23 protein-coding genes, 1 pseudogene and 1 other annotated feature are annotated in these 19,533 nt (G+C 36.2%); of the genes and pseudogenes, 6 read left to right on the top strand and 18 right to left on the bottom strand.

The annotated features are described in order from the left end of the window. Positions 1-46 precede the first annotated feature (46 nt). The 10 genes from ABC228_RS00935 to ABC228_RS00890 form a co-directional block, all read right to left on the bottom strand. Positions 47-238, bottom strand: a complete 192-nt coding sequence (locus tag ABC228_RS00935) for a hypothetical protein (RefSeq protein ID WP_345823212.1) — start codon at positions 236-238, stop codon at positions 47-49. A gap of 209 nt (positions 239-447) precedes the next feature. After that, positions 448-1,011, bottom strand: a complete 564-nt coding sequence (locus tag ABC228_RS00930) for an NAD(P)-dependent oxidoreductase (RefSeq protein ID WP_345823211.1) — start codon at positions 1,009-1,011, stop codon at positions 448-450. Positions 1,012-1,128: 117 nt separating this feature from the next. Continuing rightward, positions 1,129-1,593 (bottom strand): hypothetical protein, encoded by a 465-nt coding sequence (locus ABC228_RS00925; RefSeq protein ID WP_345823210.1) that lies wholly within the window; start codon positions 1,591-1,593, stop codon positions 1,129-1,131. Positions 1,594-1,625: 32 nt separating this feature from the next. Further along, positions 1,626-2,198 carry a YqaJ viral recombinase family protein gene (locus ABC228_RS00920; protein WP_345823209.1) on the bottom strand — a complete coding sequence of 191 codons (573 nt, stop codon included), beginning with the start codon at positions 2,196-2,198 and terminating at the stop codon, positions 1,626-1,628. Beyond that, positions 2,176-2,808: an ERF family protein gene (locus ABC228_RS00915; protein WP_345823208.1), complete on the bottom strand. Its 633-nt coding sequence runs from the start codon at positions 2,806-2,808 to the stop codon at positions 2,176-2,178. The genes ABC228_RS00920 and ABC228_RS00915 overlap by 23 nt, the downstream gene beginning before the upstream one ends. Before the next feature lie 68 nt (positions 2,809-2,876). After that, complete coding sequence (locus ABC228_RS00910) at positions 2,877-3,239, bottom strand: hypothetical protein (RefSeq protein ID WP_345823207.1); 363 nt, start codon at positions 3,237-3,239, stop codon at positions 2,877-2,879. Positions 3,240-3,249: 10 nt separating this feature from the next. Next, complete coding sequence (locus ABC228_RS00905; protein ID WP_345823206.1) at positions 3,250-3,654, bottom strand: hypothetical protein; 405 nt, start codon at positions 3,652-3,654, stop codon at positions 3,250-3,252. A gap of 54 nt (positions 3,655-3,708) precedes the next feature. Continuing rightward, positions 3,709-3,849, bottom strand: coding sequence for a hypothetical protein (locus tag ABC228_RS00900; RefSeq protein ID WP_345823205.1), 141 nt, complete (start codon positions 3,847-3,849; stop codon positions 3,709-3,711). A gap of 107 nt (positions 3,850-3,956) precedes the next feature. Further along, positions 3,957-4,082 (bottom strand): hypothetical protein, encoded by a 126-nt coding sequence (locus tag ABC228_RS00895; RefSeq protein WP_345823204.1) that lies wholly within the window; start codon positions 4,080-4,082, stop codon positions 3,957-3,959. 49 nt (positions 4,083-4,131) lie between these two features. After that, positions 4,132-4,326 (bottom strand): helix-turn-helix transcriptional regulator, encoded by a 195-nt coding sequence (locus ABC228_RS00890; protein WP_345823203.1) that lies wholly within the window; start codon positions 4,324-4,326, stop codon positions 4,132-4,134. A gap of 156 nt (positions 4,327-4,482) precedes the next feature. Between ABC228_RS00890 and ABC228_RS00885 the strand changes: the two genes are divergently transcribed. The 3 genes from ABC228_RS00885 to ABC228_RS00875 all read left to right on the top strand — a co-directional run bounded on the left by ABC228_RS00885 (position 4,483) and on the right by ABC228_RS00875 (position 6,815). Continuing rightward, positions 4,483-4,854 (top strand): helix-turn-helix domain-containing protein, encoded by a 372-nt coding sequence (locus tag ABC228_RS00885; protein WP_345823202.1) that lies wholly within the window; start codon positions 4,483-4,485, stop codon positions 4,852-4,854. 118 nt (positions 4,855-4,972) lie between these two features. Next, entirely contained in the window at positions 4,973-5,200 is a 228-nt protein-coding gene (locus ABC228_RS00880; protein WP_345823201.1) for a helix-turn-helix transcriptional regulator, read from the top strand. 226 nt (positions 5,201-5,426) lie between these two features. Next, complete coding sequence (locus tag ABC228_RS00875; protein ID WP_345823200.1) at positions 5,427-6,815, top strand: recombinase family protein; 1,389 nt, start codon at positions 5,427-5,429, stop codon at positions 6,813-6,815. Positions 6,816-6,845: 30 nt separating this feature from the next. Here ABC228_RS00875 and ABC228_RS00870 read toward each other — a convergent pair. The 3 genes and pseudogenes from ABC228_RS00870 to ABC228_RS00860 all read right to left on the bottom strand — a co-directional run. Beyond that, a pseudogene (locus ABC228_RS00870) lies at positions 6,846-7,244 on the bottom strand (UPF0758 domain-containing protein); the annotation flags it as partial. Positions 7,245-7,416: 172 nt separating this feature from the next. Further along, positions 7,417-8,355 carry a hypothetical protein gene (locus ABC228_RS00865; RefSeq protein ID WP_345823199.1) on the bottom strand — a complete coding sequence of 313 codons (939 nt, stop codon included), beginning with the start codon at positions 8,353-8,355 and terminating at the stop codon, positions 7,417-7,419. Positions 8,356-8,471: 116 nt separating this feature from the next. After that, entirely contained in the window at positions 8,472-9,761 is a 1,290-nt protein-coding gene (locus ABC228_RS00860) for a bifunctional folylpolyglutamate synthase/dihydrofolate synthase (RefSeq protein WP_345823198.1), read from the bottom strand. A 63-nt stretch (positions 9,762-9,824) separates the two neighbouring features. On the opposite strand from ABC228_RS00860, the gene ABC228_RS00855 reads away from it, so the two are divergent. Continuing rightward, positions 9,825-10,727 carry an ATP-grasp domain-containing protein gene (locus ABC228_RS00855; protein ID WP_345823197.1) on the top strand — a complete coding sequence of 301 codons (903 nt, stop codon included), beginning with the start codon at positions 9,825-9,827 and terminating at the stop codon, positions 10,725-10,727. Further along, positions 10,724-11,590, top strand: coding sequence for an ATP-grasp domain-containing protein (locus ABC228_RS00850; protein ID WP_345823196.1), 867 nt, complete (start codon positions 10,724-10,726; stop codon positions 11,588-11,590). Before ABC228_RS00855 ends, ABC228_RS00850 begins: the two co-directional genes overlap by 4 nt. A gap of 26 nt (positions 11,591-11,616) precedes the next feature. Here the strand turns inward: ABC228_RS00850 and ABC228_RS00845 are convergent, their stop codons facing one another. Next, positions 11,617-14,262 (bottom strand): valine--tRNA ligase, encoded by a 2,646-nt coding sequence (locus ABC228_RS00845; protein ID WP_345823195.1) that lies wholly within the window; start codon positions 14,260-14,262, stop codon positions 11,617-11,619. Between the two features lie 42 nt (positions 14,263-14,304). Further along, positions 14,305-14,542: a binding site (T-box leader), on the bottom strand. Positions 14,543-14,689: 147 nt separating this feature from the next. On the opposite strand from ABC228_RS00845, the gene ABC228_RS00840 reads away from it, so the two are divergent. Further along, entirely contained in the window at positions 14,690-14,878 is a 189-nt protein-coding gene (locus ABC228_RS00840) for a hypothetical protein (protein ID WP_345823194.1), read from the top strand. On the opposite strand, the gene ABC228_RS00835 is transcribed toward ABC228_RS00840, so the two are convergent. From ABC228_RS00835 to hemB, 4 genes are all read right to left on the bottom strand, one after another. Then, on the bottom strand, positions 14,875-15,894 hold the full coding sequence (locus tag ABC228_RS00835; protein WP_345823193.1) for a phosphotransferase: 1,020 nt from the start codon (positions 15,892-15,894) through the stop codon (positions 14,875-14,877). The genes ABC228_RS00840 and ABC228_RS00835 overlap by 4 nt on opposite strands. A gap of 78 nt (positions 15,895-15,972) precedes the next feature. Next, positions 15,973-17,004: a stage VI sporulation protein D gene (spoVID, locus tag ABC228_RS00830; protein ID WP_345823192.1), complete on the bottom strand. Its 1,032-nt coding sequence runs from the start codon at positions 17,002-17,004 to the stop codon at positions 15,973-15,975. Between the two features lie 232 nt (positions 17,005-17,236). After that, on the bottom strand, positions 17,237-18,526 hold the full coding sequence (gene hemL / locus ABC228_RS00825) for a glutamate-1-semialdehyde 2,1-aminomutase (RefSeq protein WP_345823191.1): 1,290 nt from the start codon (positions 18,524-18,526) through the stop codon (positions 17,237-17,239). Between the two features lie 19 nt (positions 18,527-18,545). Next, a complete protein-coding gene (gene hemB / locus ABC228_RS00820; protein ID WP_345823190.1) occupies positions 18,546-19,532 on the bottom strand; it encodes a porphobilinogen synthase in 987 nt (328 codons plus the stop codon). Position 19,533: the final 1 nt, after the last annotated feature.

Below are 19,533 nucleotides of genomic sequence, written 5' to 3'. Positions count from 1 at the left end.
AACTGTTCGTCATAACCAAGTTGCTTTAATACTTCTTTTGCGTTATTCATTCCAACCCCTCCTTCACTCTCCTATATACATATCCCTCTGGTGTGTCTGTAGTGTAGCTACCCCAATCAAAACGGTGTACTACTAGATGAATGTCCTGTAATACTTGGTGAAGTACTTTTATTTTGGCTTCTGCTCGTTTTAGTTGCTCTGTTTCTGCTTGGTCGAAGTCTGTGTGGGTTTGTAGCATGGTATCACTCCTTGCTTAGTAATCATTGTGTTCTATCGTTTTTTTGTTTTCTTTTTCTAGATTTTCAACCTTTTACGCTTGTTCAATTAGCCATTCAAATAATGAAGCATTTAAATTTATAATTAAATTACCTTCACTGATTTGAGTATTATATATCGCTTTAATCTGTTGAAGTTCTTCCATTTTATTACCTCCTATTTTTCAAGTTATTAAATTATCCAATCGATTTGTGGATTTCCAGTATAACCGTGTTCCCAAACATACCACGCATAAGCTAATACCCCGCTTTTCCCTTTTTTCTCTGAATTAGGTTCATAAAACGTGAGTCTTTTCGAAAAAACAAACACATGTTTTAATGGAGTGCTTTTAAACATTCCATAACGATTTACACTTTCTAGAAAATTTAATTTTAGTAACATGGCTACTTTGTCATCCGTAACTTCTAAAGACTTTTCAACAAACTCTTTCGCTATTTTGTATGGCGGGTTTGTTATAATGCTTGAAAACGGAACTACATTTTTTTCACTCACCTTTAAGAAGTCAATTCCGGGCTCTCCGTAACCTCGATCAAATAAATCACTAGAATATACTTTGTAACCATGCTTTGTTAATACTTCGCTTATTGCTCCATCACCACAAGCAGGTTCCCATATATCACCTTTAAACTCAATCCGATCTAATAATGCGTTTGTTGCATGAGGTGGAGTTGGATAGAAATCATCTTTTTCCCTCGTCCCGCTATTTTTATTACCAGCTAGTGCGTTTGCTTCCATTCCCTTTTCCTCCTTAGAAATATAGTAGTAAGATGGTTATCCCATTTAAAAGATAATCATTATATAGATCATGTTGTATCGTTCCTTTCTTGTGGCGTTTTTTTCTCGAACTGTGCATTAACCAATTGAAAATGATGGTACTGCCTCAAAAGAAGCTTGCTCTCTTTTTCGTGACCATCCTTCCATGAATGGTTTAGAGTATTTGCGATAGTGATTCCACATGTCGTTGCAAATATTTCTATGAAATTCCCAAATAACAAGATTTTCTTCAAAGAATCCGTTCAGATCGTCATAATCCCACAAATCCCAATCTGACCACTTTTCTTCTAACCAGCATTGAATGTCATAATCATCTTCAAACAACCAACATTCATCAATGAAAAAATCGCTACGATAGACCAAATAAATTTTATCGTTCCAGTTTTTATCCTCCATTGAATTCCCTTCGATTTTTTCAGGCATATTTTCTTTGTACCAATTCCACATTTCTAAGCATTTGCTATCAGTTTCCGATAGACGTTCTTTAATAGATTGAATCGCTTCTTTTAGCGAATAGCATACTTCTAAAACGTGTTCACTCATTTCCAATCCCCTTTCTTATTGCACATTTTGCCTCAAATCGGATATATTCCCATATCCCTACAAAACTCTAAATACTGTATCTTCTCATGATGTATCTGTATTTCTTCTTGCGTGATTTCAACCGGTATTTCAAATAGATTCTCTTGCTTTAATTCCTGGAACGGATTATCTTGTAGTGATTCGTCTGATTGATACGCTATAATGCTTGCTGATTCTAATTCACATACATATAGATAATGGATAAGCTGGCGTTTGTAGTTGATAGGTACTTTACCTTTTTCCGCCCATTCCTTTGCCTTTTTGGTAACTTTTACATCACTTACTTTGTTACCGATAATGTAATCTGTGTTTGCTCTAGCGAATCCTTTTACCATTTGCTTTTCACGTATGCCAGTTACATTGTTTACTAGCTCGTATAAGTCGATTACAGGGTGTTCTAGGATAGTTCCGACTGCCATAGGTAGAGAAGGAGGGGAATCGTCTACAATCCCCTCTAATTTACCTTGCCACCATTCTGTGAATGTTTTAGTGTTATACCTCATGTAAATCATGTTAGCTTCACTGCCACCTATATACAGGTGTCTATCCTGCTTGCTTATAATCATTTATAATCCCTTCTAGCTTTTGGATGATGGTTTTCTTCGCTTTGTTGTTGTTCGATTGGAATAGCTTCGATAATTCATCTTGTGATTTTCCTATTGCTTCGCTTAATTTAGCTCTGTCACCTTTAAAGAACGGCAACGCTTCCCCGACCAACATTGTGATTTGATTATTTAGGTTTGGTTCTTCTGGTGTTTCTTGACCTTGTTTCTTGTATTCGTCTGTATCCGCATCTTTAGTGTCATCAATTAGATACAATCCGTTTAAAGCGTATTTGCGTGCGTATGATGAAGCCGTTCCTGTAATCTGCGAATCATCCATACCCTTCTTTTGTTGCGATTCCCTAGCGTATGCAGTTACTTCTATTTGATTAGAAGGATCTAGAGCATCAATCAATTTTGCAGTTGCCTTAATGTAATGCCAGTCACCTATTAGAATTGGCTCATCTCCTATGCTTAGGAATACATTATGTTTCTTATTCAATGGCTTAACTGCTTCTAAAATGTCTTCTGCGCTACGGTATTTGTATTTACCGAATGAATTGTAATTAGACTTAGGTGCAACTAATTCGCTTTGTAAGTTGTTTACACGTTCGTAAAACGTTGGTTCACTCACTTTACTTCCTCCTTAAATTTGATTAAAATAATACTTGTAAGTTTTGAGAAGGGCCGCTTTCGTGGTGGTTAGCGGCCTATTCTATATTCTTTTGACTTAGGAATATTCTTTTGCACTTCGCTACTAAGTGGTCCAGAAGCGCAAATTATGGATACATCATCCGGTGAGCTTTCGCTTTCCCCTTGGTAACAAGTAAACATTTCTTCCGTGTCATCAAGATAAGTTAATCGTATAGATGGTGTTGCCCAACGAGAGCCTGAAATCCCAGCAATGATTTCAACTGTATTCAAATCCAAAACATACTCACCATTTTCAAATACTGTATCTGCGGTCCAGAACCAATCTTCTTGCATTCCTAAACTTGCTTTCTTTAAGTTTTCTTTGTTTTCCTCTATAATTTGTTGTGCTTTGTTGAAGTCGTAATTTTTCATTTTTATCCTCCTACATCCAATCTCTATACGGATTAACATTTATTTCTTTCATTCTTACTTGCTCTATTGTTACCCCTCTTGGTGTTTCGTCCATGATAAACACTTCATCAATATTTGGTTCTTCGTAAACCCAATCACGAAATTCAGCTTCATATTCATGTTCATCTACTAAGCAAAAGAATAGGATTCCTTTTTCTTCTACAATTAGCTGTTTATCGTATTCTTCGCTATTCCAATCTTCTACTTCTACATGGCAAGGTAGAATGTTAAGTGATTCTACAAACTCGATAAATGAATCTGAATCCATGAGAACCTCGATTCTGTCGTTGAAAGAGTTGAAATTAATACTTGTTACTCGCTTATCCTTTCTTGCAAATTCCTCCACTGTGTTTAACGCTTTTAAAATGTTTTCCATTTTATATTCCTCCCAATTTATTTTTGGTGGTGCGTTCTTTCTCCGAACTGTGCATTACTGATTTTCTAACACTTCAATAATCCCTTCTATTTCGTCGTAGGAAAATATAAAGAAACGTGTGCCATCATGCCCTGTTTTGTCTGGACTTGACTTCAATATTCTCTTCAAATCATCAATTAATATCTCTTTTTCCATAAGCACTTTCCTCCCTTCACATTTTTTCTCAACTACTCACTAAACAGAAAATCAGAAACGGTATTGCTATTCCGAAAAACCCTATAAACATAGTCCAATCCGTTTTATTACGAGGCATTTTGGATTTCCTTCTTTCTTTCTTCAATAATTCTCGGTACTGATGTGTTTAAGAAGAACTCTGCAATTCGTTCTAGTGTTTTCTCGCTAATATCCATTGGAATTTTTTCCGCCATGTTTTATCTCCCTTTCTTCAATAAATTGTGCGTAAAACGGACATTAAAGTTAAAAAAATAATTCGTCTATAGATGTATTAAGATGATGTGCTATGTTGTAAGCAACTTCCAAAGATGGTGTATATTTACCATTTTCTAAATTGCAAAGATACGCACGTGAGATATTTACACGTTTAGCTAATTCTTCTTGAGTTAACCCTTGTTTCTTGCGATATTCAATAAGTTTGTTACGTGCTGTATTCAATTTTTCACCTCTCTTTCGTTCGTTTATCGCACCTCTTGATTATAGTATACGTTCGTTTTACACACATGTCAACACCTTTTTTGCGAAAAACGAACTGTTTATTTTCCGAACAATATAGGGTATAATAATTCATTGGGTGAAGGAGAGGAATAGTGTATGAATTTTTCAAAAAGATTGAGGGAATTACGAGAAGATAGAGGACTATCACAAGAAGAACTCGCAAAGCTTTTAGACATACCCAGATCATCATTAACACATTATGAAGATGAGGATGATGAAAGATTGCCGCGTAAAAATAGGTTATATGAAATTGCCGATTTTTTTAATGTCACGGTTGATTACCTCTTAGGGAGAACAGAAGAAAAAAATCTCACTGAAACAGAACAGTTATTTGTAGAGGATTCCAATACACTAACTGTTGACGAACTTCAGGAAAAATATAAACTTTTAGTTGATGGGAAGCCAGCAACCAAAGAAGAGATAGAAGGCGTTAAAGCCTTTATCCGCTCTCTGCGTGGCATGAAGTAACTTCTTTTATTGTAGCTGGTATATGTAACCCTTCTTGCTGCGCTAACTTACTTATTAATTCTAATAAATCAACAGTCATTTTCATCACGAACCAGCTCCTTTGTTGATATTAAATGAGGTGTCTTTTTTGGCTTATAAGGTCGGAAGATGCCTACTTCGATACCGCTTACAACAAGCTGGAATGTCTCAACAAGAACTCTCTGAAAAATTGGGAGTTACCAAACAACAAATCAATTCTTATGTTTTAAACAAACGTATGATGTCCCTCCGAATTGCAAAGAACATTTCATCAATAATAAATTGTAATATAGAAGAACTATATGAATGGGTTGAAGTAGGCGATTAGAATGAGTAGAATATATCTACTCACCGACCGAAGTAAATCAATTGACTTACTTACATTATAGCTTAACACTTATTACACATTCATTACAATTAAGTTTATTACGTATTCCGAATATTTTCATGATTCAAATTATCTATTTCTATTCTACCATGATTCTAACACAATTCCACCAAAACGGGAACAGGTGTTCTATAATATATTTAAAAATAATAGGAGAAGATGCAAAATGACAGTAGGAATCTATATTCGTGTATCTACAGAAGAGCAAGCCAAAGAAGGATTTTCTATTTCTGCACAACGAGAAAGTTTAAAATCGTACTGTTATAGTCAAGGCTGGCATGACTTTAAATATTATGTAGATGAAGGAAAGTCCGCAAAAGACATGCACCGCCCTATTTTACAGAAGATGATTCAGCACATCCAGGAAGGAATGCTTGATAAGGTACTAGTATGGCGATTGGATAGAATGACTAGATCCGTTAGAGACCTTCATGAAATGCTTGAAACGTTTGAAAAACATAACTGTGCTTTCGTTTCCGCTACAGAACCATACGACACAAGTACAGCAGTAGGAAGATTATTTATTACGTTAGTAGCTGCTATGGCACAATGGGAAAGAGAAAACACAGGCGAACGCGTTAGCATGGTGCTAATGGAAAAAGCTAGAACTGGAGAATTTTTGTCACAAGCACCTTTTGGATTTAAAAAGATTAATAAGAGACTAGTAGTCGATGACGAACAAATAGATATTTTAAAAGACATTATATCTAAAGTGAAAAGTGGTTATTCAATAAGACAGGTATCAAATTATCTAAATGAGAGTGGTTTAACGCCTATTCGTGGTTATCAATGGCATATTACATCTATTTTAGAAATGCTTAAAAATCCAGCCTTATATGGCTCTACACGATGGAAGGACGAAATAATTGAAAATACGCACCAAGGAATCATGAGCAAAGAAGAACACGAACATTTACTTAAAATACTGTCTTCAAGACAAAATAAGAAAAAACGTGCAGTTAACTCTTTCTTTATATATCAAATGAAGTTAATTTGTCCGACCTGCGGAAATCACTTAACAAGCGAGCGGTATAAATACGAACGGAAAGATGGCAGTATTTATCAGCACAATAGGTATAGGTGCCAAGTATGTGCCTTAGCCAAAAGAAAGCCTATCAGTGTGAGTGAAACAGTTATTGAAGATGCTTTTGTGGATTATATGAAAGAGTTCCCCAAAAAAATACAGAAAATCAAAGAACAAAAAAAGGAAAATCCAACAGGTCATATTAAAAGCCAAATAGCAAGGGTGGAAAAACAAAGAGCAAAGTACCAAAGAGCATGGGCGAACGATCAAATGACAGATGATGAGTTTTCTGAAAGGATGCTCGAAACAAAACAACTATTAGATGATTGGAAAGAACAATTAGAAGAAATTGAGCCGACTACAAATAATATTAATGAGACTGTTTTGTTAGAAATTGTAAATGATTTTAACTTAAATTGGACTAGCCTAAATCCTAAAGAGAAGCATCAATTTCTAAATATGTTCATAGAAGGCATAAAGTTTGTGAAAGAAGATAAGCTGGTAACGGTTGTACACGTGCTATTTTATTAGTGCGTGTTTTTATTGTATTTATGTAAACTTTAAGACAACAAAATGCTCTTGATTTAAATTACGCAATTCTTCCATAATATACTCCGCACCATCCTCTGGAGAACGAATTACATAGCGCTCCATTGGTTTGTACTGATTCAAACGCTTTCCAATTTCTAAAGCAGAAAGAATTAATACACCTTTAGCAGTCCCAATACCCTTAATAGCAGTTAGTTCTTCAATTGTAGCATCTTGTAGCAGCTTTAACCCCTCAAAATGTACAAGTAGTCGATTGGCTAACTCCATTACCGATTCCTCTTTTGTGCCACTTCCCAGAATAATAGCAAGTAATTCTTGATTAGATAGATGATTTGCTCCTAAGTTTAGCATTCTTTCTCTCGGTCGATCTGCCTTTGGGACGTCCTTTATCATAATAGCAGTAGATTTCATTTCTCTTTCCTCCTCCATATAAAAACTATCATCCAGAATAGACGAATTATTTCATACTTACAAATCTAATCTTGTGTCTTTTCGAGGAGAGAAAACTGCCTAAAATAGCGAAAAGTAGTATCGAAAAGCTAGATTTCGAATACTACTAGTATATAAAATATTTTTTTAATAATTATTCTGTATCCTTAACGCTATTATTAATGAAGGAAGCATATTGATTCCAGAAGGTTAATAGCGTATAACGAACTTCATGTTTACTTTCTCCCGACAAATTATTTACGTTATCCTCTAAGCTTTTCACAAATGTATTAAAAGCGTTAGATTGATCAGGTGCCGTTTTAAGGAATTGTTTCCAATCACTTAAGATTTGTTCCGAACTTCCATCCTCTAAGGAAGCATTCCATTTTTCTTGGAATGAATGAATCCAATTATGCTCTTCCTCTGTAAGTGTTACTTCAGTTTCTGCTACTTGCCATTCTTTTGCATACACTTCAATACCACTACTTTGAAGCGATTCCCCAACTTGAAGTACGTCTTCTTTGGTATTTCCAATTCCTACTAAGAGATAGAATTGACTATCCCTTTCCCAAATTACAGGATCATATCCTGCTTCAATGAATTTTGTTGATTCTGTCTCCGCATTTGCTTTTTCAGAGAACACTCCACCTTGTAATACAAAGGCAGATGTTGTATCAATTTTATACAGGGAGCCTTCTGAACCATTGGCTATTCCATTCTTTTCACTCGCGTCTTTATCAGCATCAGCTGTAGCAACTGTAGGATTATTGTTTAGATCATTATCAAAGTTAACTATTATTTTTAACATGACAAATCCCATGATAGAGCCAATAATGATAGCAGAAATAATCGCAATCAGGATTGGTTTAAAGATGTTCAAGTTACCATTCTTGGTTGCATGTGACTTCGAAAGCATTAAAGAAGGATCATACTCTCTAGCAAAGGTATGAATTCTATTATCACTCGATTCTTCTGCGGCCGCAGCTTGTTCTCTTGTTGCACGCTTTTCTTCTTCTAAGCTATTATTTTTACTAGCGTGATTCTTCGTTTTTTTTCCATCGATTCTTACAACTATCGGTTTTTTTGCAGACATATGTTGTTCCCCCACTTTGCTAGAATTGTTTGTTTAACTCTAGCATAGGGAAATTGAAAAGTAAGGCGAATATTGTCAGCAGCAAAACCATTTATTTCTACATAAAGTGCATGGTACTAATTAATATTTTCTGTGAGCACATAAGCTCTAACCATACCAATAAAATGTAATGACCCTGCAAAAAAATAGCAGTCATTATTGTATTCGTTGCCAAATTCGTTTATGAGCTTTTGCCAATTTGTTGAAACACTAATCTTGCTCGAATGTATATGATTCGCTAATCTTGTAGCATCCTCTGCTCTTGGATGGTCAAAGGTAGTAAGAATGATGGAATCAAAATAAGGAATTGCTAATTCTATCATCTGAACTAGTTCCTTATCGTGAAAACCAGCAAAAACGAGATGTTTCCTTTGCTTTATAGATAATTCACGAGTAGTATGTAAAAATGCATTCATGCCTGCTAGATTATGTGCACCATCTATCCAAACACACGGATATTGAAGTAGTCTTTCAAATCTCCCTGCAATTTGCGAGGTACTCATTGCTCGTAATACCTTCTCCCAGTTAATAGGAAATCCAACTTGTTCTATTATTACCATTGCCATTAGTGCGGTTGAAGCATTCTCTATCTGATGAAATCCTTGCATTTGAAGTGTTACACGCAAGCTTTGTTCTGCAAAAAGCCAATTAAAATAATTCCCATTAAGGTTAGATTGAACGTTACAATATTCATATTCTCGGTGTAACTGGTAGACTTTAGCTTGTTTAAGCTTTGCTTCTTGATAAATAATTGGCAAACAAACATCATGGACGTTTCCTAAAACAGTCGGAACATTTTGCTTCATAATCCCTGCTTTTTGATAAGCTATCTTCTCAATGGTATCTCCTAAAAATTGCGCGTGGTCCTTCTCAATATTTGTTATAATAGATAATATTGGAACAATACAGTTTGTCGAATCTTCGCGACCGCCCATTCCAGCTTCAATTAAGGCAATATCAACTGCCTCACTAAAATACATAAACGCAATAACTGTTAATATCTCAAACTCAGTTGCATGCATTTGAATATTATCAAGCTGTTGAATAGTTGGGAGTAATTGATTGAGTAACGACAAAAATTGTTCTTCACTTATTGGTCGATCATCTATCATTATATGGCCAGTTAACCCATCTAAGCTAGGTGACGTGAATACGCCTACCCGATAATGATTTGCTTTTAGTGAATCCTTCAAGTAAGTTACAGTAGAACCTTTTCCATTTGTACCAGCTATATGAATGGATTTAAAATTCTTTTCAGGGTTTTGTTGTGAGGCTAATAATTGGACCATCCGGTCTAAGCCAGGTTTTATACCAAAAAGCTTTCTTTCATCAAAAAAAACCTGCACCTCTTCTAGACTGTAAAACATACAACCACCATCTTTTCTATCAATTAGAAAACAGTATAGCATATAGAGAAAGGAATTCGTCAATTGAATACATATGGTTGGATTATCTATAATGGGAATTTACCAGGTGAGAAATTTCTTGATTTTGCTGAAATGCTGCAAGACTCAGCAAGTAAGCACCATTCTAAAACTAGTATTATTAAAAATAATGAATTACTTGCTTCATTGAGTTCAAAAGATGCAGCGTTATTATCAGTGTATGAATTACCTGATTATGTCGTTTTTACAGATAAGGACATTTATTTAGCTAAACAATTAGAATTATTAGGAATACCAGTATTTAACAGCTCGAGGGTTATCGAAATAAGTGATGATAAAATTGCAACTTACCAGCTGTTAGCAATGGCGAGTTTACCAATTCCACAAACAATTGTCGCACCAAAGGTTTTTTATCATCGCTCTGAAAAACAACTACCAAACCTAGATGCAATTGTACATCAACTAGGTTTACCAATGATTGTCAAGGAATCCTTTGGATCATTTGGTGAACAGGTGTATTTAGTCCATTCAATAGAAGAATTAGAGCAAAAAGTAATGGAGCTTTACGGGAGACCCTTTATGTTTCAGGAATTTATTTCTTCTAGTGAAGGAAAGGATTTACGGTTGCAAGTAGTTGGAGAAAAAGTTGTAGCCGCGATGAAACGAACAGCCAGCAATGATTTCCGAGCAAATGTAACTGCTGGAGGGAAAATGGAAGCCTATGTTCCTGATGCCAAGGCAGAACAAGTCGCCATTGCAGCGGCTAAGGCAATTGGGGCTGACTTTTGTGGCGTTGATTTATTATTCGGATCAAATGGTAGTTATATTGTTTGTGAGATCAATTCAAATGCCCATATACGTAATCTATTGGACTGTACTGGTGTAAATGCAGCTGATGCGATAATGGAATATATCATATCTAAAGTTAACAATGAGGGAACACGATGAAACATAAGGGATGGCTTATATACAGTGAACAAGATGCTAATGAAAACGAGTCGTACATCAATTGGTATATAGAAGAAGCAAATAAACAGGATTTACAGATTGAATTAGTACTGCGTGAAAAGCTAACAATAGGAATACGCGAAAATAAGCATATGCTACTTGTGAACAATAGGAAGGTTACCTTACCAGAATTTTCCATAGTACGTACAATCGAGCCACTGCTTAGTATACAGTTAGAGCAATTGGGAATTGCTGTGTTCAACTCTTCTAAAGTAGCAGACATATGCAATCATAAAGGAAAAACCTATTATGAAATTGCCAAGCTTGGGATCCCAATGGTAGATACATACTTCGCCATGCATAAAAATCTAACTAAAGCACCACCTATGTCTTATCCATTCGTCATAAAAGAAGTTTCGGGTAGAGGAGGAAAGCAGGTTTATATTATCAAAACCTTAGAACATTGGCATACCTTTTTCGAGAGCAGTTCTGCCGTAGAGTATGTCATTCAGTCTACCAATGTACAGCTAGGAAAGGATTTAAGAGTTTTCGTCATTGGAAATGAAATAATTGGTGCTGTATTACGAGAAAGCAACGATGATTTCAGGTCCAATTATAAACTTGGTGGAAAAGCAATTTGGTATGAACTAAATCCAACTGAAGAAAAGATCGTCCGAACCATAATTCACCATTTTGAATTTGGTTTGGTGGGTATTGACTTTTTATTTAGTCCTGAGGATGAATTATTATTTAATGAGATAGAGGATGTAGTAGGATCAAGAACATTAAGCGCTGTAAGTGACATCAATATTGTTGAACGATATATTTCTTTTATTAAAACCAAAATAAGCCTGGATGCTTAAATCATGCATCCAGGTTTATTTTGTCGCTATCCATTTAACTCGTTAAGGCGTGCCTTAACCTTTGCCCGTTTATCTAGATAGTCTTGTTCTTTTTTCTTTTCTTCATCAACTACTGCTTGCGGAGCTTTCGAAACAAACCCTTGGTTTTGTAACTTTTTCTGTACACGCTCTACTTCCTTACTCCACTTGTCTAACTCTTTTTGCAAACGAGCAATTTCTTTATCAAAATCAATTAATCCTTCAAGTGGTAAGAAGATTTCAGCACCAGTTACGACAGCCGTCATTGCTTTCTCAGGAGCCTCTAAATCTGTCGCAATCGTTAATTCACTTGGATTACAAAAACGCTCGATATAGCCACGATTTGTTTCTAACTCGTCAACAACTTGCTGATCGCTACCTTTAATTAACAGCTTTATTTGCTTCGACATCGGTGTATCTACTTCAGCACGGATATTACGTACTGATTTAATGATGGAAACCAAACGCTTCATCTCTTCTGCTGCTTTTTCATCATGGAAATCTTGACGTACTTCTGGCCATTTAGCAATTGTGATAGAATCACCTTGATGTGGAAGCTTTTGCCAAATTTCTTCTGTGATGAATGGCATATAAGGATGTAACAGTCGCATTGTATGGTCTAACACATATGCCAGAACAGAGCGAGTTGTTTTCTTAGCCGCTTCGTCTTCACCATATAGTGGAAGCTTTGCCATTTCGATATACCAATCACATAATTCATCCCAAATGAAATTATGAAGGTGACGACCCGCTTCACCAAATTCATATTTATTCGTATTTTTGGTAACTTGTTCAATTGTTTCATTTAATCTCGTTAATATCCATTTATCTGCTAACGAAAGCTCACCAGATAAATCAATATCTTCGTAAGTGAATCCTTCCATATTCATTAAAGAGAAACGAGAGGCATTCCAAATCTTATTGGCAAAGTTCCAGGTTGATTCTACCTTTTCCCAATAGAAACGCATATCTTGCCCTGGAGATGAACCAGTTAACAAGAAATAGCGCAAAGAATCTGCACCGTATTTATCGATAACATCCATCGGGTCAACACCATTACCAAGTGATTTACTAAATTTACGCCCTTGCTCATCGCGAATTAATCCATGAAGTAATACATCCTTGAACGGGCGTTTACCCGTAAATTCTTTCGATTGGAAAATCATACGTGCTACCCAGAAGAATATAATATCATAACCAGTAATTAATACGTCAGTAGGGAAATAACGCTTTAGATCCTCTGATTCTTCATCTGGCCAGCCCATCGTAGAAAATGGCCATAAAGCACTGGAGAACCATGTATCAAGAACATCCTCATCTTGTTCCCAGTTCTCGATATCTAGGGGGGCTTCTTTTCCAACATATAATTCCTTCGTCTCCTTATGGTACCAAGCAGGTATTCGGTGTCCCCACCATAATTGACGACTAATACACCAATCACGTATATTCTCCATCCAATTAAAATACGTTTGCTCAAATCGTTTCGGAACAAAGTTAATGCGCTCTTCCGTGTTTTGCATATCTAAAGCAGCATCTGCCAAAGGTTGCATCTTAACAAACCATTGAGTCGATAGATATGGTTCGACAACCGCGCCACTTCTTTCAGAGTGTCCAACCTGATGAATATGCTCCTCGATTTTAAACAACACACCCATGTCCTCTAAATCTTGAACAATTTGTTTACGACATTCAAAACGATCCATACCTTTATATTTGCCAGCATTCTCGTTCATTGTCCCGTCTTCATTCATAACAAGAATTCGTTCTAGATTATGGCGGTTTCCAATTTCAAAATCATTTGGATCATGTGCAGGTGTAATTTTTACAGCTCCGGAACCAAATTCACGATCAACATAATCATCGGCTACTATTTTGATTTCTCGGCCTGTTATCGGTAAGACAATTGTTTTACCGACTAAGTGGCTATATCGCTCATCCTTAGGATGTACAGCTACTGCTGTATCTCCAAGCATGGTTTCTGGACGTGTAGTAGCAATTTCAATTGTTTCATTACTATCTTTAATCGGATATTTCAGGTGATAAAAATTACCTGTAACCTCTTTGTAAATTACCTCTATATCTGATAAAGCTGTTTTCGTCTCTGGGTCCCAATTAATGATGTATTCACCACGGTAAATTAGCCCCTTCTCATACAGGGAAACAAAAACTTCTTTAACAGCATCTGACAGTCCTTCATCTAGGGTAAAACGCTCTCTAGAATAGTCTAATCCAAGACCAAGCTTTTCCCATTGGGAACGGATAAAATCAGCATATTCTTCCTTCCAATCCCAAGCCTTCTCAAGGAACTTCTCTCTACCTAATTCATAACGATTTGTTCCATCTTCTTTAAGTCTTGCTTCAACTTTGGCTTGAGTAGCAATACCAGCATGATCCATTCCTGGAAGCCATAATACATCATATCCCTGCATTCGCTTCATACGTGAAATAGTATCCTGCATGGTTGTGTCCCATGCATGCCCAAGATGTAGCCTACCAGTTACATTTGGAGGCGGAATAACAATAGAGAACGGCTCCTTATCCAGATCTCCTGTTGCTTCAAAATATTTACCCTCTAACCAAAACTTATAGCGACCTTTCTCTACTGCTTGCGGATCATACTTTGGCGGTAAAGTCGTATTTTCTTTTTCTTCCATACAATAAACCTCCCTAAAATATAAAAGCCCTTTTCATCCTAGAAAAAGGACGAAAAGGGCATATTTTCCGTGGTACCACCTTTGTTTACAGGTATACGTAATACCTGCACACTCATTGCTTGATAACGGTCATGAACCGGCATACTCCTACTAGAACGTTCAGGTTCAGAGTAGCTGCATTAAGGGCGACCTTCCAAAAATTCCACCTAGAAAACTCTCACCAACTGTTTTCCTCTCTTTAAGGCAAATATTCTGTACTCTTCCCTATCATTTGCTTCTTTTTATAATCGATTATTAGTTATTTTTATATTTTAGCCAATTTCATTTATAAAAGCAACTATTAATTGAATCATTGCACAAAACAACTAGGTTTATACATATAGTATTACAAAAAGAAACGCTTGGTGAAAAGTTGAGGTGATTATTTATGGCTCGATATTATCGCTATCGTTTACCACCATGGGCAAAAAAATGTTTATTCATAGCTGAAACGGTAACATTACCAATTCTTATATTCCAACTAATACGAACGATTCTTATTCCAACAACGTTTGATGTATTATTAACCCTATTAATTGGATTCTTATTTATTGCCTTTTATTTGAAATGGATTTAAGCATCACTGCTGCTCTCATCAAATGAAAGCATTTCATACTCAGCCGTAATATGTTCTGAAAATTGCACTCCGAATAGAAGCTGTCGATGCAATCGTTGTATCTGTACTACTTGTTCTATCATAGATTTCTCTGAAGCTGTACTTGTAAATTGATCTATCAAAGTGATGTATGCAGTTGGATCAAGTAAATATATGCCTAGTAAATTCAGCTCATGATTCTCCAATTTATTTTCATCCATATAATGGTTGAATTCTTGCATTAAATCTTTTGTTTCTGCATCATAATTTATTGCATTTGCTCCTAATAGCGTAGTGAGGTCATCGATAGGATGTTTATAGGAAGCATGTTCCCAATTAACCAAATACGTATGATCGTTTTGAAGAATGTGTTCAGGTATTAATCTTCCATGGCACAGGCATATACGCCACTCCGTAAGCTCTTCTAGCTGATCCAAATATTGATTAAGTCGCCTATCCAGAAGATAGCAGGCATGAACCACATCTCGATACTGTGTGCATACTAATAATTCAATTGGTGACATAAAGTGCCTTTGTTCAAATCGTTCTACATGTTTAAGTAAATCTTTTTTTAAATCCGTCATTTTTTGCTTGTAAATAAGAAAGCTTTCCCGGATATCCTGACGTGGTTTATCCGATATACGATTGACTTGCCTAGTTTTCGCATGGATTAATCCCAAGCTCTGATAAATCTTTTCAAGTGAATTCGCTCTATTTACAGACTGAATCCACGGTGTCAAATAGTAGATGTCGCCATCTTGTTCCGTTTGAAGATCACCAGAACGATTCAAATAAACTGGTAAAATATGAACCAGATTTAGGGCGTTTGCAATTTGGTAATTGTTTAACCACAAAGGTAATGTGTCAGATGTCAGGGAGCTTTTCTTTAATGCATAAACCTGGTTATGTCCTTTAATTCGATAGAGACGTTTTGATATTTTATCAATCTCTAAAGGATAAATATTATACGTTTCCAGTACCCTCCTAATATATTCCAAGCTATTCACCACCAACTTGAGTTTCCATTAATATACCCCTTGGCTTAGAGTCAAGGGGTTACTAATTTATTTCCATTTCTATTTAACTGGGATGTAGATGATTTGACCTTCTGATAGATCATCATCTTCCAACTGATTCTGATTTCGAATTAGTAAGGTTGACGTTTGATATTTTTCTGCTAGTGATTCGAGCGTATCTTTCTCTTGAACAATACAAAGCCTTAGCTTGGCATACTGTTCATCACCACCACGAAACATATCTGCTAGATACGTTAAATCAGCCCTTTGTGTTCTGCTTTCATCACTTTCAATAGGGCTACCATCCGCTTCATCATCCATATAATATGATGATGATTCAACAGATTCCACCTCTACTTCTTCTACTTCTTCTACTTCTTCTGGTTCCTTGTTTTTTTGGAAGAACTCATCAAAAGACTGTGTTTTTTCCTTGAATTTCCAGCGGTCACTTTCAACTTCATCCTTCTGAACATCTTCCGTTATATTCGGATAATGTTCTGGAGACTCAGCTGAAGAACTAGAGCTAGATGATTCTACATCATGCTTGACTTCAAATTCAAATGTATCTTCTGTATCTCTAGTAAATACTTCCTCCTCATTACTTGATAACGTTTGAGATTCAAAAGCTTCCTCCGTTGTTTCTTCTTCCACTTCATTATTAATGCCATAAATCTCTATTGTTGAACGTAAGCACAAATGATTCGATTCAGGCAACTCATAATCAAACTCAGAAATTGTTACAAGTACATCATCAACATTATCAACTCGATAGGATGGTACCGTAATCTCAATTGGGAATCGATGCATGAATTCTGCCCCACCATAGTGGTTATCTGTCACCCGTTCCATATAGCGTTTTGAATCATATCCATCCAAGTAAGCATCATCTTCAGTTTCTTCACCTACTAAAGGCTCTTTTTGATAGGATCCTTGTAATTCAACAACACCTCTTATGGAGATATAATCGTTAAACTCCTGAATAGAAATTTCCGGATCTAAGGAGATTCCCATTATTTCTGCAACTTCTTGACCTCTTTCAAAATAAAGTGACTCATTTAAATCAAAACGAAAAACTGACTGCTCGTTAGCCAAGTAGCTTCCTCCCTTCCAAACATACATCCATATGCTCTTATCTCTTAATTATCTATATGAGCCAAGACATAAGGATATGCTTAGTAGCATAAAATCAATTGCACATAATTTTTGCTCTAACTAATTCCTAGGACTAGCTGAAGAAGACTAACGCCATAACGTAAAAGCAATGTGTAACATTACATGAGAAATAATAAAAAGCTATTCCAAAATTGGAATAGCTTTTCACCGATTATTTCGTTATCTTGGAAAACGCTTTTCTTGCAGCTTCAATCGTATTATCAATATCCTCTTCGGTATGAGCCGTTGAAAGGAATAATCCTTCAAACTGAGAAGGTGGTAGGAATACACCTTCTTCTGCCATTGCTCGGTAATATTGTTTAAAATAGTCAAGGTTTGATTGTGAAGCAGTTGCAAAATTAGTTACTGGTTCTTCTGCAAAGAAAACACCAACCATAGAGCCAGCTCGATTAATTTGTAATGGAATATTAAATTCCTTAGCTGCTGTCTGATATCCCTCTATTAACCTGTCGACTTGTTTATTAATTTCCTCATAAGAAAATCCTGTTAATGCATTCAAGGTTTCAAAACCTGCTGTCATTGCTAACGGATTACCTGAGAGAGTTCCGGCTTGATAGATTGGCCCTTGAGGAGCAACTTGTTCCATAATCTCACGTTTCCCACCATAAGCTCCTACTGGTAATCCACCACCAATAACTTTACCTAAGCATGTTAAATCTGGCGTTACTCCGTAATAGCCTTGAGCACAATGATAATCAACACGAAATCCGGTCATCACTTCATCAAACACAAGTAAAGAGCCGTGCTGTTCCGTAATTTGTCTTAGGAATGGTAAAAAATCATTAACAGGTGGTACTACACCCATATTTCCACAAACAGGCTCTGCAATAACTGCCGCAATGTTATCGCCATATTTTTCAAAAGCAGATCGAACACCTTCTTGGTCATTATAGGCAACCGTTATTGTATTTTGGGCAATAGACTTTGGAACTCCAGGACTATCCGGAAGTCCTAAAGTCGCAACTCCTGAGCCAGCCTTAATTAATAAAGAATCTCCATGACCATGATAGCTTCCCTCAAACTTAAGGATTAAATCTTTTCCAGTATAACCACGAGCTAATCGCAATGCGCTCATTGTAGCCTCTGTTCCAGAATTCACCATTCGAACAACTTCAATAGAAGGTACACGGTCAATAACTAATTTTGCTAGTTTATTTTCGAGTAATGTCGGTGCACCAAAGCTTGTACCCTTTTCAATGACCTCTTGCAATTTACTCACAACACGTTCATCGGCATGTCCTAATATTAACGGACCCCAACTAAGCACATAATCAATATATTCATTTCCATCAATATCTGTAATTTTAGAGCCTTTTCCACTCTCCATAAAAATAGGATCCATACCGACAGATTTAAATGCACGTACAGGTGAGTTCACACCACCTGGCATTAAGTCTACCGCTTCCTTATATGCATCAATTGATTGATTATAGTTTTTCAAAACGATTCACCTCACCCTATTAATTAGTTTCTTTAAGCCAAACTGCTACATCTTTTGCAAAATATGAAATGATTAAATCTGCTCCAGCGCGTTTCATTGAAGTTAGTTTTTCCATTACTAATTCACGTTCATTTATCCATCCGTTTTGAGCTGCTGCTTTCACCATCGCATACTCACCACTTACATTATAGGCAACTACAGGAAGATTATAGTTATTTCGAACATCACGAACAATATCGAGATAAGACAAAGCAGGCTTCACAATTAGAAAATCTGCTCCCTCTTGTACATCGGACTCCGCCTCTCGTAACGCTTCTAGTCGATTGGCTGGATCCATTTGATAGGTTTTACGGTCACCGAATTGAGGAGTACTATCAGCTGCATCTCGAAACGGTCCATAAAAAGCAGACGCATATTTAACGGCATATGACATAATTGGGATATTGGTAAACCCTGCTTCATCTAATGCCTGACGAATAGCTATAACAAATCCATCCATCATGTTGGATGGTGCAATAATATCGGCCCCCGCCTGTGCTTGAGAAACTGCGGTTCTCGCTAGTAATTTAAGTGATGCATCATTATCTACATCATGATCATGAATAACACCACAATGACCATGAGATGTATATTCACATAAGCATGTGTCTGCAATAATTAGTAAATCGTGAAATTCGCTTTTAATAAGACGTGTTGCTTCTTGGACAATTCCAGTTTCCACGAATGCACCACTACCAATTTCATCTTTTTCATTCGGAACTCCAAACAATATAATAGACTTAATACCTAAGTCATACATTTCTCTCACTTCTTCTACTACTAAATCAAGTGATACTTGATATACTCCAGGCATTGAAGACACTTCATTTTTGGTGTTTTTTCCTTCTAAAACAAACATCGGATAGATAAAATCTTCAACTCGAAGGTGATTTTCTCTAACCATCGTGCGCATCGCATTAGAGGAACGTAAGCGACGATGACGTTTAAAATCTACATGTTTTTCCATA

Source organism: Ornithinibacillus xuwenensis (genome assembly GCF_039614845.1).
GTDB classification, from domain to species: Bacteria; Bacillota; Bacilli; order Bacillales; family Amphibacillaceae; genus Ornithinibacillus; species Ornithinibacillus xuwenensis.
This window is presented reverse-complemented; position numbering and strand designations above follow the sequence as displayed.

Excerpts from the sequence above, each read along its gene's own strand:
- ABC228_RS00865 (WP_345823199.1), bottom strand. The coding sequence starts at position 8,355 with ATGTCTGCAAAAAAACCGATAGTTGTAAGAATCGATGGAAAAAAAACG.
- ABC228_RS00920 (WP_345823209.1), bottom strand. The coding sequence starts at position 2,198 with ATGATTATAAGCAAGCAGGATAGACACCTGTATATAGGTGGCAGTGAA.
- ABC228_RS00885 (WP_345823202.1), top strand. The coding sequence starts at position 4,483 with ATGAATTTTTCAAAAAGATTGAGGGAATTACGAGAAGATAGAGGACTA.
- ABC228_RS00840 (WP_345823194.1), top strand. The coding sequence starts at position 14,690 with ATGGCTCGATATTATCGCTATCGTTTACCACCATGGGCAAAAAAATGT.
- ABC228_RS00930 (WP_345823211.1), bottom strand. The coding sequence starts at position 1,011 with ATGGAAGCAAACGCACTAGCTGGTAATAAAAATAGCGGGACGAGGGAA.
- ABC228_RS00875 (WP_345823200.1), top strand. The coding sequence starts at position 5,427 with ATGACAGTAGGAATCTATATTCGTGTATCTACAGAAGAGCAAGCCAAA.
- ABC228_RS00845 (WP_345823195.1), bottom strand. The coding sequence starts at position 14,262 with ATGGAAGAAAAAGAAAATACGACTTTACCGCCAAAGTATGATCCGCAA.
- ABC228_RS00895 (WP_345823204.1), bottom strand. The coding sequence starts at position 4,082 with ATGGCGGAAAAAATTCCAATGGATATTAGCGAGAAAACACTAGAACGA.
- ABC228_RS00935 (WP_345823212.1), bottom strand. The coding sequence starts at position 238 with ATGCTACAAACCCACACAGACTTCGACCAAGCAGAAACAGAGCAACTA.
- ABC228_RS00905 (WP_345823206.1), bottom strand. The coding sequence starts at position 3,654 with ATGGAAAACATTTTAAAAGCGTTAAACACAGTGGAGGAATTTGCAAGA.
- ABC228_RS00860 (WP_345823198.1), bottom strand. The coding sequence starts at position 9,761 with ATGTTTTACAGTCTAGAAGAGGTGCAGGTTTTTTTTGATGAAAGAAAG.
- ABC228_RS00900 (WP_345823205.1), bottom strand. The coding sequence starts at position 3,849 with ATGGAAAAAGAGATATTAATTGATGATTTGAAGAGAATATTGAAGTCA.
- ABC228_RS00910 (WP_345823207.1), bottom strand. The coding sequence starts at position 3,239 with ATGAAAAATTACGACTTCAACAAAGCACAACAAATTATAGAGGAAAAC.
- hemB (WP_345823190.1), bottom strand. The coding sequence starts at position 19,532 with ATGGAAAAACATGTAGATTTTAAACGTCATCGTCGCTTACGTTCCTCT.
- ABC228_RS00925 (WP_345823210.1), bottom strand. The coding sequence starts at position 1,593 with ATGAGTGAACACGTTTTAGAAGTATGCTATTCGCTAAAAGAAGCGATT.
- ABC228_RS00850 (WP_345823196.1), top strand. The coding sequence starts at position 10,724 with ATGAAACATAAGGGATGGCTTATATACAGTGAACAAGATGCTAATGAA.